Source organism: Jiangella sp. DSM 45060 (genome assembly GCF_900105175.1).
In the GTDB taxonomy this organism is placed as follows: Bacteria; Actinomycetota; Actinomycetes; order Jiangellales; family Jiangellaceae; genus Jiangella.
Genome location: NZ_LT629771.1, coordinates 2106372 through 2123614 on the forward strand (window position 1 = coordinate 2106372; position 17243 = coordinate 2123614).

A 17243-nucleotide genomic window follows, 5' to 3' on the forward strand; every position below is an offset into this window, starting at 1 on the left:
CGGGGTCCGCTGGCCGCTCACGGGCCGTGGGTCGTGTTCCGGCTACTGGCTCCGCTCGGCTCGTCCTTCGCTGGCCTCTCTCCGTGCCGCTTGGGCGTGGCTACCGACTCCGCGGTTGGTCCGGGTCCGCGGGCCGCTCACGGCTGCTTCGGGTGTGGCCACCGGCTCCGCTCCGGGTTGCCGTACGCTGGCCTCGCTCCGGTTCATGATCATCCAGGTTTTCCGGGCGTGATAGCACCACGAAACCTGGATGATCTTGACGCAACGTCGCCCGAGTGCCCGGTGACGTGGGTTGGAAGCGGCGGCGGCGCCGCTCGAGCGTCGCGTCGCGCCGTGGTAGGTAGACCCCTCCCGGCCCGGGTGGGGCCCACCCTACGGGCGGGCACCGACAACGTCGCGCCGCGAACCGCGCCGTCCGCCAGTCCACGGCCCGTCAACCCGCCGTCCGGCAGCGCACCGTCTGCCAGTGCCACCGCCAGCGCACCGTCCGGCAGTGCACCGTCTGCCATTGCACCGTCCGGTAGCGCAGCCTCCGCCGGTCTGCCGCCTGCCGGCCCGCCATCGCCAGCACACTGTCCGTCAGGCCGCCGCACGACGGTCGCCGCTCGCCGCATGGGCGCGCGGCGGGGACGCGGGGTGTCCCATCTGCCCGGTTGTTCTTGCATGACCAAGTTTCTTGCCCAAAGTACTGGCGCATCTTGTTACTGGCTGGTAAGAAGTCTCCTCATCGATGACGGTGGCCGTGGACGTCCGCCGGAGAGGAAGCGATGAGGGGCTATTTCCTGCCAGGAGTGTTCCTGGCCGTGGCGACCGGCGTGCTGGTCTTCGGGGGCGACTGGCTCGGGTTGGAGCTGGAGCACGTCGCCCTGCTCGGGGCGGCGCTCGGTGGCGCGACGGGCGTGGTGCCGGACCGCCAGCCGTGGGAGCGGGCGGCCGGGCTGCTGGCAGGCGCCGTGCTGGCGTGGCTGGGCTACGCGCTGCGGGCCGCCTGGCTGCCGGACACGTCCGCCGGGCGCGGGGTCGCCGCGATGCTGGTGGTGCTGGCGTGCCTGCTCATCGCGTTCCTGACGTCCGGCCGGCTGCCGCTGTGGTCGTTCCTGATCGGAGCGGCCGCGGTGGTCGGCTCGTACGAGGTCGCCTACACGGCCGCCCCGCCGGAGTTCGTCGAGACGTCGCCAACGGCGTTGACGACGGTGCTGCTGGCGGCCGCGTTCGGGTTCCTCGCCACCGTGTTCCTCGGCAACACCATCGAGGAGGAGCGGGCTCGCGAGCGCGGCCGGTACTCCTCCGACGACGAGCCGGACGCGGCGAGGCCGGAATCCGCGCCAGAACCGGCCGACGACACCGCGCGAGGCCCGTTCTGGGAAAGGGCGCTGCGATGAGCCGCCGGATCGCCGCGGCGGCCGCCGGCGCCGTCGCCCTCGCGCTCGTGGCCACGCCGACGGCGTCGGCCGACGTCGACGTGACGAACACGGAAACCGTTCAGGTGTACCTGAACGCCGACGGCGGCGTCGACCGCGCCCGCGTCTACGACCAGCTCGACCTCACCGGCACCGGCAGCGTCGACCTGCGCAACCCCGTCACCACCGACGGCCTGCGCAACCTCGACGGCTTCGGCGGCACCGACACCGAGGACGGCGAGGCGGTGCTGCGGACCGACGTCGACGGGGAGCAGCGGCGGCGCACCGTGTCCGACTTCGCCGGCGACCTGCCGCTGTCGGTGTCGGTGGAGTATCGGCTCGACGGCGAGGTCGTCGACGCCGGGGACGTGGTGGGGGAGTCGGGCGAGCTGGAGGTGCGCTACCGGGTCGTCAACGAGACCGGCGAGAAGCGCGAGATCGAGTACGACGACGGCACCGGCACCATGGTGACCACCGAGGAGGAGGTCTACGTCCCGATGGTGGGGACGATGACCACGACGCTCCCGTCGTCGTTCACCAGCGTCCGCTCCGGCGAGGCGAACATGGGCGGCGACGGCCGCGGCGGCACGCGGCTGACGTACGCGCTGACGCTGTTCCCGCCGATCGGCTCGGCCGAGCAGGAGTTCGGCTACACCGCCGTCATCGAGGACGGCATCGTCCCGGAGGCCACGCTGTCGGCGCTGCCGGTGTCGCCGCTGGACAGCCCGACCTACGCGACCGGCGTGTCCGGGTACGAGGGCGGCATCGAGTCCGGCGTCGCGCTCACCGAGGGCGCGCAGACCATCGACGAGAACCTGCTGCGGCTGCGTGACGGCGCCGCCGACCTGCTCGGCGGGCTGATCCAGCTGCGCAACGGCGCGCAGGAGCTGAGCACCGGGCTGTCCGACCAGGCCGCGCCGGGCGCGCGTGAACTGGCGGACGGGCTCGGCGACCAGCTGGCGCCGGGAGCGCGCGAGCTGCGGGCCGGCGCCCAGGAGTTCTACCAGGGCGTCAACGGCGAGCTCGCGCCCGGCGCGCAGCGGCTGGCCGAGGGCGCCGGCGTGCTGGCCGACGGGCTGTCGGAGCAGCTGGTGCCGGGCGCGGGTCAGCTGGCCGACGGCGGCGAGGAGCTGGCGGCGGGCCTGCAGGGACGGCTCGCGCCCGGTGCGGCGCAGCTGGAGGACGGCGCCGCCGCGGCCGCCGACGGCGCCGGCCAGCTGGCCGAGGGCCTGGAGACCGCCGGCGACCGCGCGCCCGAGCTGATCGGCGGGCTGGAGCAGGTCGGGTCCGGCCTGGACCGCGTCGACGCCGGGCTCACCCGCCTGTACGACGGCATCGGCGGGCTGCCCGAGCAGGCACGGCCGCTGGTCGACGGCATCGACCGGCTGCGGGCCGGCATCGGCGACGTCGACGAGGACGGCACCCTGCTCGGCGGGCTGGAGGAGATCAGGGTCGGGCTGCAGGAGCGCGCGGTGCCGGCGCTGCGGCAGTTGGCCGACGGCGTCTACAACGAGTCCACCTCGGAACCCGGCGCGTACCAGCGCATCGGCTGCGCGGTGCTGGTGCTCAACGACATCCTCACCGAGCGGACCAGCGGGTTCAACGCGGCCTGCTACGGCGAGAACGCGGCGGTGCTGGGCGCGCTGCGGCCGGTCGTCGGCTACGACGTCGACGAGCTGACGCAGACCGTGCTGACGACCCTGCGCGACCAGCTGGCCGACGGCCAGACGGGGCTGGCCAACCCGGACGACCCGCTGGACCAGGAGACGCTGTACGGCGGCCTCAACACCCTGGAAGAGGCGCTGACCAGCGGCGACGGTGTGCTGCGCGGCCTGGTGCGGCTGCAGTGCGGGCTGTCCAACCGGTCCGCGGACGTCTGCCCCCGCGACGAGCCCGGGCTGCTGCAGGGCCTGAACCTGCTCGACGAGGGCGTGGGCCAGCTGGTCAGCGGCGTGGTCGGGTCGGTGCAGGGCGGCGTCGGCGAGCCGGACGACACCCCGGCCGACGAGACGCTGCGCGGCGGCGTGAACGGCCTGAGCGACGGCGTCGACCAGATCATCGCCGGCGGCAACGCGCTCATCTCCGGGCTCATGCAGCTCACCGACGGCGCGCACGACCTGCACGACGGCAACCTGCGGATCTTCGACGGCGCCGGCGAGCTGGCGGCGGGCGCCGAGGCGGCGGCCGACGGCGCGGGCCGGCTGGCCGACGGCGCGGGTCAGCTGGAGGACGGCGCGACAGCGGCGGCGGACGGCGCCGGTCAGGTCGCGGACGGCGCGGGCGAGCTGGCCGACGGCGCGGACGCGGCGGCCGACGGCGCCGGGCAGATCGCCGACGGCGCCGGTCGGCTGGCCGACGGGGCCGACGAGGCCGCCGTCGGGGCCGGGGTCCTGGCCGGTGGCCTGGAGACCGCCGCCGACGGGTCGGTGCAGATCTACGACGGCCTGCTGCAGGCCGCCCAGGGCGCGCCGCAACTCGTCGACGGCGCCCAGCGGCTGTCCACCGAGGGCGCGTCGCAGCTGGCCGACGCCGGGCAGGAGACCGCCGCCGACTTCGGCACCCGGTACGCCCTGCTCGAGGCCGGCGCCGACCGCGCGACGAACGAGGCGCTGGTCAACGGCGCGCCGGCCGGCGCGACACTGAAGACGGCGTTCACGTACGAGATCCCGGAGGTGAGCGGCGAGGGCGGCCGCAACGTCACCCGCGGCGTGCTGGCCCTGGGCGTGTTCGCGGCCGCTGCCGCCGCGGCGACGCTGCTGCGCCGGCGCCGCGCCTGAGGCCACGTGCCGGCACGCCCGGACGCTGGCGTGCTGCCGAGACGGGAGCGGGAGCGGCCCCGCCAGGAGCCGCTCCCGCCGCACCGCCGCCGGCTCAGCCGCCGAGGTAGAGCGCGTTGAACACCAGCTTGTAGGTGCCGTGGGTCTGCGCCCGGTGCTGGGGCCGGAAGCCGACCATCACGACCTGCCCCTCGCCGACCGCGGCCCGCACCACCGCCGACTGCCCGGCCACGATCTCGCCGCCCAGCGCGAACCCGCTCTGCAGCAGCTCGTCCTGCGCGGCGTAGGTCGCGATCGTGTCCACGCCCGCGTCGTCGGAGCTGAACGCGTGGCTGTCGATGAAGAACGCCGAGGTGGCCTCCGGCATCCCCCACGCCACCGGGTCGGTGGTGTCGACGTCCAGGCCGACGACCGAACCGGGGATGTTCAGCTGCTCCGACGGCACGTCGGCGGTGACGTCGGTGACCGGCAGGCCGAACGCCTGGATCGGCAGCTGCGACGCCGAGTCGAACGTGAGCAGCGTGCCGCCGGCCTCGACGAACTGGCGGAGGTTCTCGATGCCGGCCGCCGTCATGCCGCCGGTGTACTCCTCCGGGAGCGAGCCGGCCCGCTGGCCGTTCTGCATGCTGCTCAACGTGGCGTCGGGCAGGACGATGACGTCGTAGTCCTCGGCCAGGCCACCCGCGCGGACGGCGTCGTCGTGCAGCCGCGTGTAGCCGAGCTCGAAGTCGTCGAACAGGTACCGCGTCCAGCCCTCGTCCATGTTGCCGCCCCAGGCGTGGTAAAGGCCCACCCGCGGCTGCGTGACGGCCTCGGCGCCGGCCGGGGCGGCCGCGACCGCTGCCGTCGTCACCCCCAACTCCCGCACCTCGGCGCGCAGCCGGGCGAGGGTGCCGTGTCCGGGCTCGACGAGGAAGGTGCCGGCCGGCCAGGTCCCCAGTGAGGTCTCCGTGGCCGCAGGCGCCCGCAGGACGACGTCACCGGCTTCCAGCAGGCGGTTCACCAGCGTGAAGACGTCGTTGTCGCGCGGGTCGAGCGCCCACGCGTACCCCGGGTTCGCCGGCACCTGGACGCGCGGCGGCTCGGCGACGTCCACGGGCTCGGTGCGCAGCCGCGCGTCGAGCGGCCCGTCGATCTTGTCGACCTGGACGCCCATCTGGAACGACAGCGTGTAGCCGGTGATGTCGTACGGCGGGTCCAGTGGACCGTCCGGCCCGCCGACCCGGCGCTCCGGGTAGACCTGCGGCGTCAGCATGTCCGTCAGGTGCGCCCGGAACGCCTGGGCGCCGCGGACGATCCAGCTGCCGCGCGGATACGAGCGGTCCCCGACGGTGAACGGGCGCATGGCCGCTTCGACCTCGATGCCGCCCGCACGCAGGACGTTCACCAGCTTGGCCGCGGTGGCCGCGTCGAGCTGGTCGGCCGGGATGACGTACGTCTCGTTCTCGCCGGCCTCGATGGCGTCGCGGCCCATGGCGTAGATGTTGTAGAGGAACTCGTCGGGCTTCTCGGCCACCACGTCGAGCATGCCCAGCGTGGCCGTCTGGATGTAGTCGCAGCTGTCGGAGAGGTGCCACTCGCCGCCCTCGTAGGGGCTCGGATAGAAGATCGACGGGATCCGCGTCGACTCGCCGTTGGCGAAGGTCTCGGGGAAGTCCGCCGGGTCGTAGACGCGCGGGTTCGGCGAGGCGTGCGCCGTCTCCGTCAGGATGCCGACCATGTTGTGGTAGTACGGCGCCGAGCGCAGGCCGCCGTTCCACCACATGTCGAACGTGACGTTCGAGACCGCGCCGGGCTTGTTCTCGTCGTCGAGCCGGCGCGACATGGCGCTGCCGATGAGGTTCACGCCGCGGGTGACCCGCGGGTCGATGTTCGGGTTGACCGGGTCCTCGAACGGCGGGATGAAGATGCGCGCCGGGTTGGGCGCCGTCTGGTGTGCATTGTGCATGACCTGCGGGTACCACTCGTGGAACAGTTGCTGGCCGATGTTGCGCGACTCGGCCAGGTTGAACATGTACCAGTCGCGGTTGTTGTCATGGCCGGCGTAATGCTGGTACAGCTCGGGCAGCCGCATCTCCCATGCCTCGCCGCGGTTGGCCGTGTACCAGTCGGCGAGGTAGGTCTGGCCGTCCGGGTTGATGCTCGGGACGACGATGGTGACGACGTTGTCGCGGATGCGCTGGACGTCGGCGGCGTCGCTGTTGACGAGGTCGTAGGCGAACCGCGGCGCGAGCTGGTGCGGCGCGACCTCGGTGGTGTGGATGCCGAAGTCGACCCAGGCGATGGCCTTCCCCGACGTCGAGAGCTCGCGGGCCTCCTCCTCGTCGACGTCCTCGGCGCGGGCCAGGCGTTCGGCGATCTCGCGGTACTCCTCGACGTTCTCGAGGTTCTCCTCCGACGAGATGATCGCCATGACCTGCTCGCGGCCCTCCGTCGTGGTGCCGACGTCGATCAGCCGCATGCGGTCGGACGCGGCGTCGAGGGTGCGGAAATAGTCGGTGACGCTTTCGTAGGTGGCGAGCCGGTAGTCGGCGCAGGGCGCCCAGCCGATCACCGACTCCGGTGTGGGCAGCGGTGGCTGGGCGGTCGCGCCGGACGGCCAGAGCAGGCCTCCGGTCAGGATCACGACGAGAGGTATGACGAGCTTTCTTCGCATGGGTGACCTCCGGGACGCATGGGGCGGACACGCCTGATACTGGGAGTAATTCAGTACCGCAAGGAGGGAGTCAACGGCTTTGAGCGCCGTTTGAGGTTCCGGTGTGGGTCGATTCGTCCCCGGCGGCGCGCCCGCGCGGCTATGCTCGCGGCAAGGTCGATCATGCGGGGAGGAGCTGGTGTGACCGCCCCGCAGACCCTTCCCGGCGCCGACGCGCCGCCGGACAGCGGCGCGAGGCACCGCCGCGCCCACCGCGGCGACTGGATCCTGCTGACGTGGTGCGCCCTGCTCACCGCGGCCATGCTGGGGCCGCTGGCCGCGCCCGGTCACGTGCTGTCGTACGACATGGTGGCCGTGCCCGACCAAGCGCTGCTGCCGTCGTCCGTCGGGCTGAGCAGCGCGATGCCGCGGGCGGTGCCGCTGGACGCCGCCGTCGCGATCCTCGACTCCGTCCTCACCGGGCAGGTGCTGCAGAAGCTGGCGCTGGCCGGCATCGTGCTCGGCGCGGCGCTGGGGGCCGGGCTGGCGCTGCCGACGGTCCGGACGGGGACACGGCTGGTCGCGGCGTCGGCCTACGCGTGGAACGCCTACGTGTTCGAGCGGCTGGTCATCGGGCACTGGCCGACGCTGATCGCGTACGCCGCGCTGCCGTGGCTGCTGATCCTGGGCCGCCGGGTGCGCCGCGGCCGCACGTCCGCCCTCGCACCGGCCGTCCTCCTCGTCGGGGTGTCCGCGCTGACGCCGACCGGCGGGCTGCTCGCGGGGGCGCTGTTCGGCCTGCTCGTGCTCGTTCCGGGCGGCCGGCACCCGCGGCGGGTCCGGGTCGTGAGCACCGTCGCCGTGCTCGCGCTGCAGGCGCCGTGGATCGTCCCGTCCGTCCTGCGCCCCGACCCCGCGGTGTCCGACCCGGCCGGCGTCGCGGCGTTCGCGGCCGCGTCCGACTCGCCGCTGGGGCTGCTCGGCAGCCTGCTGACGCTCGGCGGCATCTGGAACGAGGGCGCGGTGCCCGACAGCCGGGCGCTGCCGTCGGCGCTGGCGCTGACGGTGGTGCTGCTGGCGCTCGCGGTGTTCGGCGCGACGGAGCTGCGCCGCCACCTGGGCCGCGCGGAGCTGGCGACGCTGGGCGCGCTGGCCGCCGCCGGGTTCGCCGTCGCGGTCAGCAGCGCGCTGCCCGGCGGCGACGCCGTCCTGGAGTGGCTGGTGGCAGAGGTGCCCGGCGGCGGGCTGATCCGCGACGGCCAGAAGTTCCTCGCCTGGTACGCGCTGCTGGTCGCGCTCGCCGCGGCCGCCGGCGCCGCCCGGGTGGCCGGCATCGTCGCGAGGCGCGCGAGTGTGTCGGTGCCCGCCCGTAAGGTGGGTGGCCCACCCGGCCGGGCGGGGTCTGGCGTCGCCGTCGCGCCGAACGCGGCAGCGGACGCCGCCCAGATCGCTGCGGGCGCCGGCCGGCCGACTCCCGCCGTCGCCGTCGCGCCGAACGCGGCAGCAGACGCCGCCCGCGTTGCCGCGGGTGCTGGCCGGCCCGCCCCCGCCGCCGCGAGGCGCGCGAGTGTGTCGGTGCCCGCCCGTAAGGTGGGTGGCCCACCCGGCCGGGCGGGGTCTGGCGTCGCCGTCGCCGTCGCGCTCACCGCGGCGCTGTTGCCCGTCGCCGCGCTGCCCGACCTCGTCTGGGGCGCGGCCGGCCGGCTCGAGCCGTCGCACTACCCGGCCGCCTGGGCCGATGTCCGGGCGGCCGTCGACGCCGGCCACGGCGACGTCGTGGTGCTGCCGTACCAGCCGTTCCGCCGGTTCCCGTGGGCCGGTGACCGCACGGTGCTCGACCCCGCGCCGCGCTACCTCGACGCCGAGGTCGTGGTGCCCGACGCGCTGCCCGTCGGCGACACCGTGGTGCCGGGGGAGGACCGCCGGGCCGCCGCGGTGGCGGACGCCCTCGAGAACGACGACGCGGCGACCAGGCTGGCCGCCCTCGGCGTCGGCTGGGTGGTCGTCGAGCGGGACACCCCGGGGACGGTTCCGGACGGACTCCTCGAATCGCTCGAATCGGTCGATATCAACGGGACGTTCGACCTCTATCGCGTTCCCGGCGACATCGGCACATGGACCCGCATTCCGCCCGCTCCGCCAGTCATCGTCGCCGATATCGTCTTTTCGGTCATTCTCGCCGTCGCATCGGCTGATGTTGCCCGAAACGCCTTCTCCCGCCGACGGCGGTCGTTACGCTCCCAAGAGTCGTGATTTCCGCACCGCTCGAGGAGTACCAGAGTTCATGGGCAATTTCGGAGGCGTTGTCGCCGCCATTGTGGGAGTGGTGCTCGCCGGGCTGACCGTCGTCACCGCCGTGAACGTGAGCCAACCGAGCGACGCGGACGACGTCAGTCACGAAGAACTGATCAACTACGACGACAACTGACGTCACCCCCATAACACCGTGCATTCTCCAGAGACGCTGGTCGAGTCGCGCCCATTGCGCGTCGTGCTGCTCAACTGGCGCGACACCACCCACCCGGAGGGTGGCGGCTCTGAACGCTACGTGGAGAACGTCGCCGCGGGCCTGGCCGCCGCCGGGCACGACGTGACGTTCTTCTGTGCGGCCCATCCGGGCGCGCCGAAGGTGGAGCGGCGCGACGGCTACCGGATCGTCCGGCGCGGCGGGAAGTTCACCGTTTACGCGCACGCGGTCCGGATGCTGGCCAGCGGGGCACTCGGACGGCCCGACGTGATCGTCGATGTGCAGAACGGCATCCCGTTCTGGAGCCGCCTGGCCGTCCGGTGCCCCGTGGTCGTCCTCGTCCACCACGTCCACCGCGAGCAGTGGGGGGTCGTCTACGGCCGCGCCACCGCCCGCCTGGGCTGGTGGCTGGAGTCCCGGCTCGCGCCCCGCGTCTACCGCGACTCCCGTTACGTCACCGTCTCGGAGATCACCCGGACGGAACTCGCCGCGCTCGGGGTCGGTCCCGGGCGAGTGGACGTCGTCCACAACGGCACCGCGCCGGCACCGGCCACCACGACGCAGCGCTCTGACCAGCCGCGTATCTGCGTCCTCGGCCGCCTGGTGCCGCACAAGCGGGTCGAACACGCCCTCCAGGTCGCGGCCCGGCTCCGCGCGAGCCGGCCGGGCCTGCGGGTCAGCGTCATCGGCGACGGCTGGTGGTCGGACCGCCTGACGGCCGAGGCGAAGCGGCTGGGCGTCGACGACATCACCGACTTCCTCGGCTTCGTCGACGAGCGGGCCAAGCACGCCGAGCTGGCCCGCAGCTGGCTCATGCTGGCGCCGTCGGTGAAGGAGGGCTGGGGGCTGACCGTCGTCGAGGCGGCTCAGCACCAGGTGCCCACCATCGGCTACCGCAACGCGGGCGGCCTGGCCGAGTCGATCGTCGACGGCGCCACCGGCCTGCTCGCCGACGACCTCGACGGCCTCACCGCGGCCACCGACGAGCTGCTCGGCGACGGCGTCCGCCGCACCGCGCTGGGCCGTGCGGCCGCCGCCCGCGCCGCCACGTTCACGTGGGACCAGACGGTCCGCTCGTGGGACGCGCTGCTGCGCCGCACCGTCGCCGAGGAGGCCGCCGAGCGGTCCGCTCGCCGGGTCGCCGCGGTCACGTCCGGCGTCGCGCTGGACCCGCACCGGGTGCCGGTCATGGCCGAGGCGGGTCCGTTCTTCCGCCAGTCGTGACGATTCGGCCCGAGCGCCACTGTATGTGTCGTAATGTGCGGACGTGCTCCTCACCGAATCCCGCGACAGGGCGACCCTGAGCCGTTCGGTCCGGCTATTTCGGGCATTTCTCTCCGAGCAGCGTGACCCCGACCATTTCTATGGTGTGCTGGCCGCTGACTCCGTTACGCAATTGTCCGTTTATGCCGATTTGCGGGGAGCGCTGGTGCTCGATGTCGGCGGCGGCCCGGGCTATTTCCGGGCCGCGTTCGGCCGGGTCGGCGCCCGGTACGTCTCCGTCGACAGCGACCTCGGCGAGTTGTCCGCCCGCGGCCGTCCCGAGCCGGGCACCGTCATGGGCAGCGGCATGGCGTTGCCGATCCGCGACGCCGCCGCCGACGTCTGCTACTCGTCGAACGTCCTCGAGCACGTCCCCGACCCGTGGACGATGGCCGAGGAGATGCTGCGCGTGACCCGGCCGGGCGGCATCGTCTACCTCTCGTTCACCGTCTGGCTGTCGCCGTGGGGCGGACACGAGACCGCGCCGTGGCACTACCTCGGCGGCGAGTCGGCCGCCCGCCGGTACCGGCGCCGGCACGGGCACGAGCCGAAGAACCGCTTCGGCGCCAGCCTGTTCCCGGTCTCCGTCGCCGACGCGCTGCTGTGGGCCCGGCACACGCCGCACGGCGAGCTGCTCGACGCGTTCCCGCGCTACCACCCGTGGTGGGCGCGCGGCGTCGTCCGGGTGCCCGGCCTGCGCGAGCTGGCGACGTGGAACCTCGCGGTGGTGCTGCGCCGCCGATGACCGCACACAGAAGCGCGCCGCGCCGCCGCCTGCCGGCGTGGCGGGTCCAGCTCGTCGTCTGCTGCCTCGGGCTGGTCGCCCTGGCGTTCCGGCAGGCGCCCGGGCAGATCGTCCCGGACACCAAGCTCGACCTCACCGCCGACCCGGGCGGGTTCCTGCAGCGCGCGCTGCACCTGTGGGAGCCGGCCGCCGCGTTCGGGCAGCTGCAGAACCAGGCCTACGGCTACCTGTGGCCGATGGGCCCGCTGCACCTGGCCGGCGACGTCGCCGGGCTGCCCGCGTGGGCCGTGCAGCGGCTCTGGTGGTCGCTGATCCTGGTCGCGGCGTTCCTCGGCGTCGTGAAGCTGGCCGGCGAGCTGGGCGTCGGCCGGTCCTGGACCCGGCTGCTCGGCGGGCTGGTGTACGCGCTGGCGCCGCGGATCCTGGTGTCGCTCGGCGCGGTGTCGGTCGAGGCGTGGCCGACGGCGCTGGCGCCGTGGGCGCTGCTCCCGCTGGTGCGGGCCTGGCGCGGCGGGCCGGTCGTGCGCAACGCGGCGCTGTCCGCCATCGCCGTCCTCTGCATGGGTGGCGTCAACGCGGCCGCGACCGCCGCCGCCGTCGTGCCCGCCGGGCTGTGGCTGCTGCTGGCGCCGCACTGGCCCGGCCGGTGGCGGTTCGCGGCGTGGTGGGTGGGCTGCTGCGCGGCCGTGACGGTGTGGTGGTGGGTGCCGCTGCTGCTGCTCGGGTCGCACAGCCCGCCGTTCCTCGACTGGATCGAGACCGCCGGCAACACCACCCAGCACACCTCGCTGATCGAGGTGCTGCGCGGCAACGACCATTGGCTGTCCTACCTCTCCGTCGCCGGCGGGCCGCAGTGGCCGGCCGGCTGGCTGCTGGCCAGCGAGCCGGTGCTGATCCTGCACACGGTGCTGATCGCGGCGATCGGGCTGGGCGGGCTGGCGCGGCGGGACATGCCCGGGCGGCGGGTGTTGCTGACCGGCGCGGTGGCCGGGCTGGCGCTGGTGTCGGCGGGCTACCTGGGCGCGGCGGCCGGCCCGCTGGCGGGGACGGTGCGCGAGCTGCTCGACGGCCCGCTCGCGCCGTTCCGCAACGTGCACAAGTTCGACGTCGTGCTGCGGCTGCCGCTCGCGCTCGGGCTGGCGCACGCGCTGGCGATGCTGCGGGTGCCGGCCATCTCGGTGCGCCGGTTCCGCGTGCTCGTCGTCGGGCTCGCGGTGGTGGTGATCGCCGGGGTGGCGACGCCCGCGCTGGCCGGACGGCTGCCGCAGGCGGGCTCGTACGACGCGATCCCGGACTACTGGCACGAGGCGTCGGACTGGCTGGACGAGAACGCCGGCACCGGGCGGGCGCTGCTCGTGCCGGGCACGTCGTTCGCCGAGTACACGTGGGGAGCGCCGCGCGACGAGCCGCTGCAGGCGCTGGGCGACACCCCGTGGGCGGTGCGCGACTCCGTCCCGCTGTCGTCGGCGGGCAACATCAGGCTGCTGGACGCGGTCGAGGCGCGGCTCGCGGCCGGCGAGGGCGGCGCCGGTGTCGTCGACGCGTTGCGCCGCGCGGGCGTCAGCCACCTCGTCGTCCGCAACGACCTCGACCGGTCGCGCACCGACGCGCCGCGCGCCGCGCTCGTCCACCAGGCCATCGCGGACCTCCCCGGCGCCGAGCGGGTCGCGACGTTCGGCCCGAGGACCGGTGCCTCCGACGATCCCGGCGCCTCCTCGGACTCCCGGCTGGACGTGCGGTACCCGGCGGTGGAGGTCTACGCGATCGCCGACCCAGAGAGCGAGGAGCACCGCGTCGCTGCCTACCCGCTGGACGGCACGCTGCGGATGTCCGGCGGGCCGGAGTCGCTGCTGACGGCGGGCGACGCCGGGCTGCTGGACGGCCGGGCGGCGTTCGTGGCCGGCGACGGCGCCGGCATCGCCGACCCGCACCCGGTGCCCGTCGTCACCGACGGCCTGCGCCGGCGGGCCGTCTGGTTCGGCGCCAGCCGCGACAACGTCACCGAGGTGCTGCGGGCGGGGGAGGACGGCGGACTGGGCCGGGTGGTGCGCGACTTCCTGCCCGTCGAGGATCCCGCGCGCGAGACCGTCGCCGTCGTCTCCGGCGTCGCGGACGTCACGGCGTCGTCGTCCGGCGCCGATCCGCGGGCCACCATGGCGCGCGGCGCCGAGAACTCGCCGTGGGCCGCCGTCGACGGCGACCTCGGCACCAGCTGGGTGTCGGGGGAGTACGGCAGCGCTGCCGGGCAGTGGCTGGAGCTCACCTTCGACGAGCCGCGCCGCGTCCCGTCCGTCGAGCTGACGCCGCTCACCGGCGGCCCGGTCAGCGCGCCGATGCGGCGCGTCGCCGTCCAGACCGACACCGGGATCCTGGAGAGCGACCTGAGCCCCGCCGACGGCGCGCAGGTGCTGGCCGTCCCGTCCGGCGAGACCACCACGCTGCGGGTGAGCGTCGTCGCCGTCGGCGAGGGCACCGTCAGCGGCGTCGGGATCCGCGAGCTGGCCGTCCCGGACCTGAAGGTGCTCCGGACGCTGGCGGCGCCGGCCGTCACGGCGGCCGACCTCGGCGGCCCGGCGTCCGGCGAGCCGGCGCCGGCCACGCTCGTCTTCGCCGTCGCCGACGGCCGCCGCGGCGAGTGCGTCGCCACCACGTCCGGCGACGCCCGCGTCGCCCGGTGCGCCGGACAGCTGGCCCGGCCCGGCGAGGAGAACCGCGACCTGCGCCGCAGTACCGAGCTGGCCGCCGCCGCGGAGTACGAGGCGGAGCTGACGGCGCGGCCGCGGCCCGGCCGGTCGCTGGAGGAGCTGCTCGCGCCCGACACCGACGGCATCGTCGCGACCGCCAGTTCGCGGGCCGTCACCGACCCGCTCGGCCGTCCCCAGGCCGCCGTCGACCGCGACCCCGGCACCGGCTGGGTCGCGGCGCCCGACGACGAGGAGCCGTCGCTGACGCTCACCTGGGGGCCGCGGCGCACCGTCGAGGGGCTGCGGCTGGAGGTCGAGCCGTGGCTCGCGGCGTCGCGGCCCAGCCTGGTCGAGGTGCGGGCCGGCGAGACGCGGTTCCAGACGGGCGTCGACGGCGACGGCGTCGTCACGTTCCCCGAGCCGGTGCGCACCGACGAGCTGACCGTCACGATCGTCGAGGTCGCCGAGGTCGAGGACCGCGACCCGGCGTTCGGTCTGCGCTCCGTGCTGCCGCCCGGCGTGTCCGAGGTCGAGGTGCTCGGCGCCGACGACCTGCGGCTGCCGGTCGACGAGTCGCGCCCGGTCGTCATCGCGTGCGGCGACGGGCCGGCCCTGGACGTCGGCGGGTCGACGGTGACCACGCGGGTCGAGACCACCGTGGGTGACCTCCTGCGCGGGCGGCGGCTGGACGTGCTCCCGTGCGGCGACGGGTCCGGGCCGGTGGCCCTGGACGCCGGCGCCGTGGACGTCGTCGTCCGCGCGACGGGTGCGCTGCGGCCGGAGTCGGCGACGCTGCGGCCGGTCGACGCGCCCCCGGAGCCGCCGCCGTCGCTCGCCGTCACGGTCCAGACCTGGGACGCGGCGGAGCGCGAGGTCGTCGTGCCGGCCCGCGACGAGCCCGCCGTCCTCGCCGTCACCGAGAACCTCAATACCGGCTGGCAGGCCAGTCTCAACGGCGAGTCGCTGGAGCCGGTGCGGCTGGACGGCTGGGCGCAGGGGTTCGTGCTGCCGGTCGGCGCGGCCGGGGTGGTCGAGCTGACGTACGCGCCGGACCGGCCGTACCGGTGGGCGCTGCTGGCCGGGCTCGGCGCCGTGCTGGTGGTCGGTGTCCTGGCCTGGCGGGGCACCCGGGTGCCGGCGGCGCCGTCGTCCGTGCCGCCGCAGCGGGTGCCGAGCGAGGCCGCCGGGTCCGGTTCCGGGGGAGGACGGCGGAAGCGGCGGACGGTGCCGCTGTCGGCAGGCGCGCCGGTGCCGTTGCGAGCACCGGTGGCGGCGCGACCTCTGGCCCGGCACCGCCGGCAGCGGGCCGCGCCGATCATCCTGCTCGGCGCCGCCGTCCTGGTCCTGCTCGGCGGGGCCGCCGGGCTGGCCGCGGCCGCCGTCGGCACCGTCGTGCTGCTCGCCGGACCGGGCCGCCCCCGGCTGACCCGGCTCGCGCCCGCGCTGGCCGCCGGCGCCGTCCTGCTCGCCGGCATCGTCGTCGCGCTGCGACCGTGGCCCGGCCCGTCGCCCGGCGCCCACTCGGGGCTCGCGCAGGGGCTGGTGCTGATCGCGATCGCCCTCGCCGTCATCGGCTCGGTCGCCTGGCAGCGGCCCGGCACCGTTCCCGAGGACGACGAATTCGTCCGGATCGACGCCATGCTCGACCCCGAGGCTGGGTACGGGACGGTCGTACCCGAGCACAGGAGGGATTCGACATGGACGAGCGCATCGACGGAACGAAGGTCGCGGTCCTCGTCGCGAACGAGGGGGTCGAGCAGGTCGAGCTGACCGAGCCCTGGCAGGCGATCCAGGACGCCGGCGGCCGGCCGTCGCTGATCGCGCCGCAGCCGGGAGAGGCGCTGGCCTTCAACCACCTGGACAAGGGCGACTCCTTCCAGGTCGACCGCGCCATCGGCGAGGCCGACCCGGACGACTACGACGCGCTGCTGCTGCCGGGCGGCGTCGCCAACCCCGACCAGCTGCGCACGTCGCCCGAGGCGGTGGCGTTCGTCAGGGCGTTCTTCGCCGCCGGCAAGCCGGTCGCCGCGATCTGCCACGCCCCGTGGACGCTGGTCGAGGCCGACGTCGTCCGCGGCCGCACGCTGACGTCCTGGCCCAGCCTGCGGACCGACCTCCGCAACGCCGGCGCCACCTGGGTCGACGAGGAGGTCGTCACCGACAACGGCCTGGTCACCAGCCGCAAGCCCGACGACCTGCCCGCGTTCTGCGCGAAGATGCTCGAGGAGTTCGCGGAGGGCCGCCACCCCGCCCAGTCCACGTCCGTCTCGTGACGCCGCAGTACTGGGTCCAGCTGGCCACCGAGCAGTTCGGCCCGGCGTCCCTGGTCGACCAGGCGACGGCGGCCGAACGGGCCGGCTTCGACGCCGTCACCCTCAGCGACCACTTCCAGCCCTGGTGGGAGCCGGGGGAGTCGCCGCAGGCGTGGGTGGTGCTCGGCGCCATCGCGCAGGCGACCTCGCGGGTCCCGCTGGGCACCGGCGTGACCGCCCCGGTCTTCCGGTACAACCCGGCCGTCGTGGCGCAGGCGTTCGCGACGCTCGAGGCGCTCGCGCCCGGGCGGGCTTTCCTCGGCATCGGGTCGGGGGAGAGCCTCAACGAGACGCCGTGCGGCATGAACTGGCCGCCGCCGGACGAGCAGCTGGACCGCATGGGGGAAGCACTCGAGATCATCACCGGGCTTCTGGACGGCGACCGCATGGACGTCGACGGCCAGTGGTTCCGGACCGTGGACGCCCTGCTGCACACGCTGCCGGACCGGCGGGTGCCCGTCTACGTCTCCGCGTTCGGGCCGCAGGCGGCCGGGCTGGCCGCCCGCTACGGCGACGGCCTCTGGACGCTGGCGAAGCCCGACCAGGCGCCGGCGATCATCGAGGCGTACCGCGCGGCCTGCGACGACCTCGGCCAGGCGCCCGGCGAGATCATCCTGCAGACCGGGTTCTCCTGGGCGCCGGACGATTCCACCGCGCTCGAGTCCGCGCGCGTGTGGAAGGGTGCCCAGCCGCCCGAACACTTCTCCGGCGACTGGCACGACCCCGCCGCCATGTACCGCCACGGCGAGGACACCATCTCGGACCAGGAGTTCGCGGCCGGTTTCATCCTCGCGTCCGACCCCGAGGTCCACGTCGAGCGGATCCGGGAGGTCGCGAAACTCGGCGCCACGGTCGTCTGCCTGCAGAACACCTCCGGTGCCGATCCGGTCGCCGCGCTCGACGTCTACGGAGAGCGGGTGCTGCCCGCGCTGCGAGCGGCGTGATGGCCGTCTGATCGGG

The 17243-nt window shown here is 74.6% G+C and carries 10 protein-coding genes; 9 read left to right on the top strand and 1 reads right to left on the bottom strand.

What is annotated here, in order from left to right; translation table 11 throughout:
• Nucleotides 1-767: 767 nt before the first annotated feature.
• Nucleotides 768-1382, top strand: coding sequence for a hypothetical protein (locus BLU82_RS09440; protein WP_157740756.1), 615 nt, complete (start codon nt 768-770; stop codon nt 1380-1382).
• Complete coding sequence (locus BLU82_RS09445; RefSeq protein WP_092618943.1) at nt 1379-4177, top strand: hypothetical protein; 2799 nt, start codon at nt 1379-1381, stop codon at nt 4175-4177. Before BLU82_RS09440 ends, BLU82_RS09445 begins: the two co-directional genes overlap by 4 nt.
• A 94-nt stretch (nt 4178-4271) precedes the next feature.
• Here BLU82_RS09445 and BLU82_RS09450 read toward each other — a convergent pair whose 3' ends face one another.
• A complete protein-coding gene (locus BLU82_RS09450; protein ID WP_157740758.1) occupies nt 4272-6803 on the bottom strand; it encodes a M14 metallopeptidase family protein in 2532 nt (843 codons plus the stop codon).
• Nucleotides 6804-7013: 210 nt separating this feature from the next.
• On the opposite strand from BLU82_RS09450, the gene BLU82_RS09455 reads away from it, so the two are divergent.
• The 7 genes from BLU82_RS09455 (at nt 7014) to BLU82_RS09480 (ending at nt 17227) form a co-directional block, all read left to right on the top strand.
• Nucleotides 7014-9065, top strand: a complete 2052-nt coding sequence (locus tag BLU82_RS09455) for a hypothetical protein (RefSeq protein WP_092618948.1) — start codon at nt 7014-7016, stop codon at nt 9063-9065.
• 31 nt (nt 9066-9096) lie between these two features.
• Complete coding sequence (locus BLU82_RS34070; protein ID WP_157524295.1) at nt 9097-9240, top strand: hypothetical protein; 144 nt, start codon at nt 9097-9099, stop codon at nt 9238-9240.
• 18 nt (nt 9241-9258) lie between these two features.
• Entirely contained in the window at nt 9259-10503 is a 1245-nt protein-coding gene (locus BLU82_RS09460) for a glycosyltransferase family 4 protein (protein ID WP_197682836.1), read from the top strand.
• A gap of 205 nt (nt 10504-10708) precedes the next feature.
• On the top strand, nt 10709-11287 hold the full coding sequence (locus tag BLU82_RS09465) for a class I SAM-dependent methyltransferase (protein WP_231947744.1): 579 nt from the start codon (nt 10709-10711) through the stop codon (nt 11285-11287).
• Complete coding sequence (locus BLU82_RS09470) at nt 11284-15741, top strand: alpha-(1->3)-arabinofuranosyltransferase (protein ID WP_092618957.1); 4458 nt, start codon at nt 11284-11286, stop codon at nt 15739-15741. The genes BLU82_RS09465 and BLU82_RS09470 overlap by 4 nt, the downstream gene beginning before the upstream one ends.
• A complete protein-coding gene (locus BLU82_RS09475; RefSeq protein ID WP_092618960.1) occupies nt 15669-16244 on the top strand; it encodes a type 1 glutamine amidotransferase domain-containing protein in 576 nt (191 codons plus the stop codon). The genes BLU82_RS09470 and BLU82_RS09475 overlap by 73 nt, the downstream gene beginning before the upstream one ends.
• Nucleotides 16241-17227 carry a TIGR03557 family F420-dependent LLM class oxidoreductase gene (locus BLU82_RS09480; RefSeq protein ID WP_157740760.1) on the top strand — a complete coding sequence of 329 codons (987 nt, stop codon included), beginning with the start codon at nt 16241-16243 and terminating at the stop codon, nt 17225-17227. The genes BLU82_RS09475 and BLU82_RS09480 overlap by 4 nt, the downstream gene beginning before the upstream one ends.
• Nucleotides 17228-17243 lie beyond the last annotated feature (16 nt).

Bases quoted from the DNA above. Each gene is read 5' to 3' on its own strand.
- BLU82_RS09475 (WP_092618960.1), top strand. From the start codon at position 15,669: ATGGACGAGCGCATCGACGGAACGAAGGTCGCGGTCCTCGTCGCGAAC.
- BLU82_RS09440 (WP_157740756.1), top strand. From the start codon at position 768: ATGAGGGGCTATTTCCTGCCAGGAGTGTTCCTGGCCGTGGCGACCGGC.
- BLU82_RS09445 (WP_092618943.1), top strand. From the start codon at position 1,379: ATGAGCCGCCGGATCGCCGCGGCGGCCGCCGGCGCCGTCGCCCTCGCG.
- BLU82_RS34070 (WP_157524295.1), top strand. From the start codon at position 9,097: ATGGGCAATTTCGGAGGCGTTGTCGCCGCCATTGTGGGAGTGGTGCTC.
- BLU82_RS09470 (WP_092618957.1), top strand. From the start codon at position 11,284: ATGACCGCACACAGAAGCGCGCCGCGCCGCCGCCTGCCGGCGTGGCGG.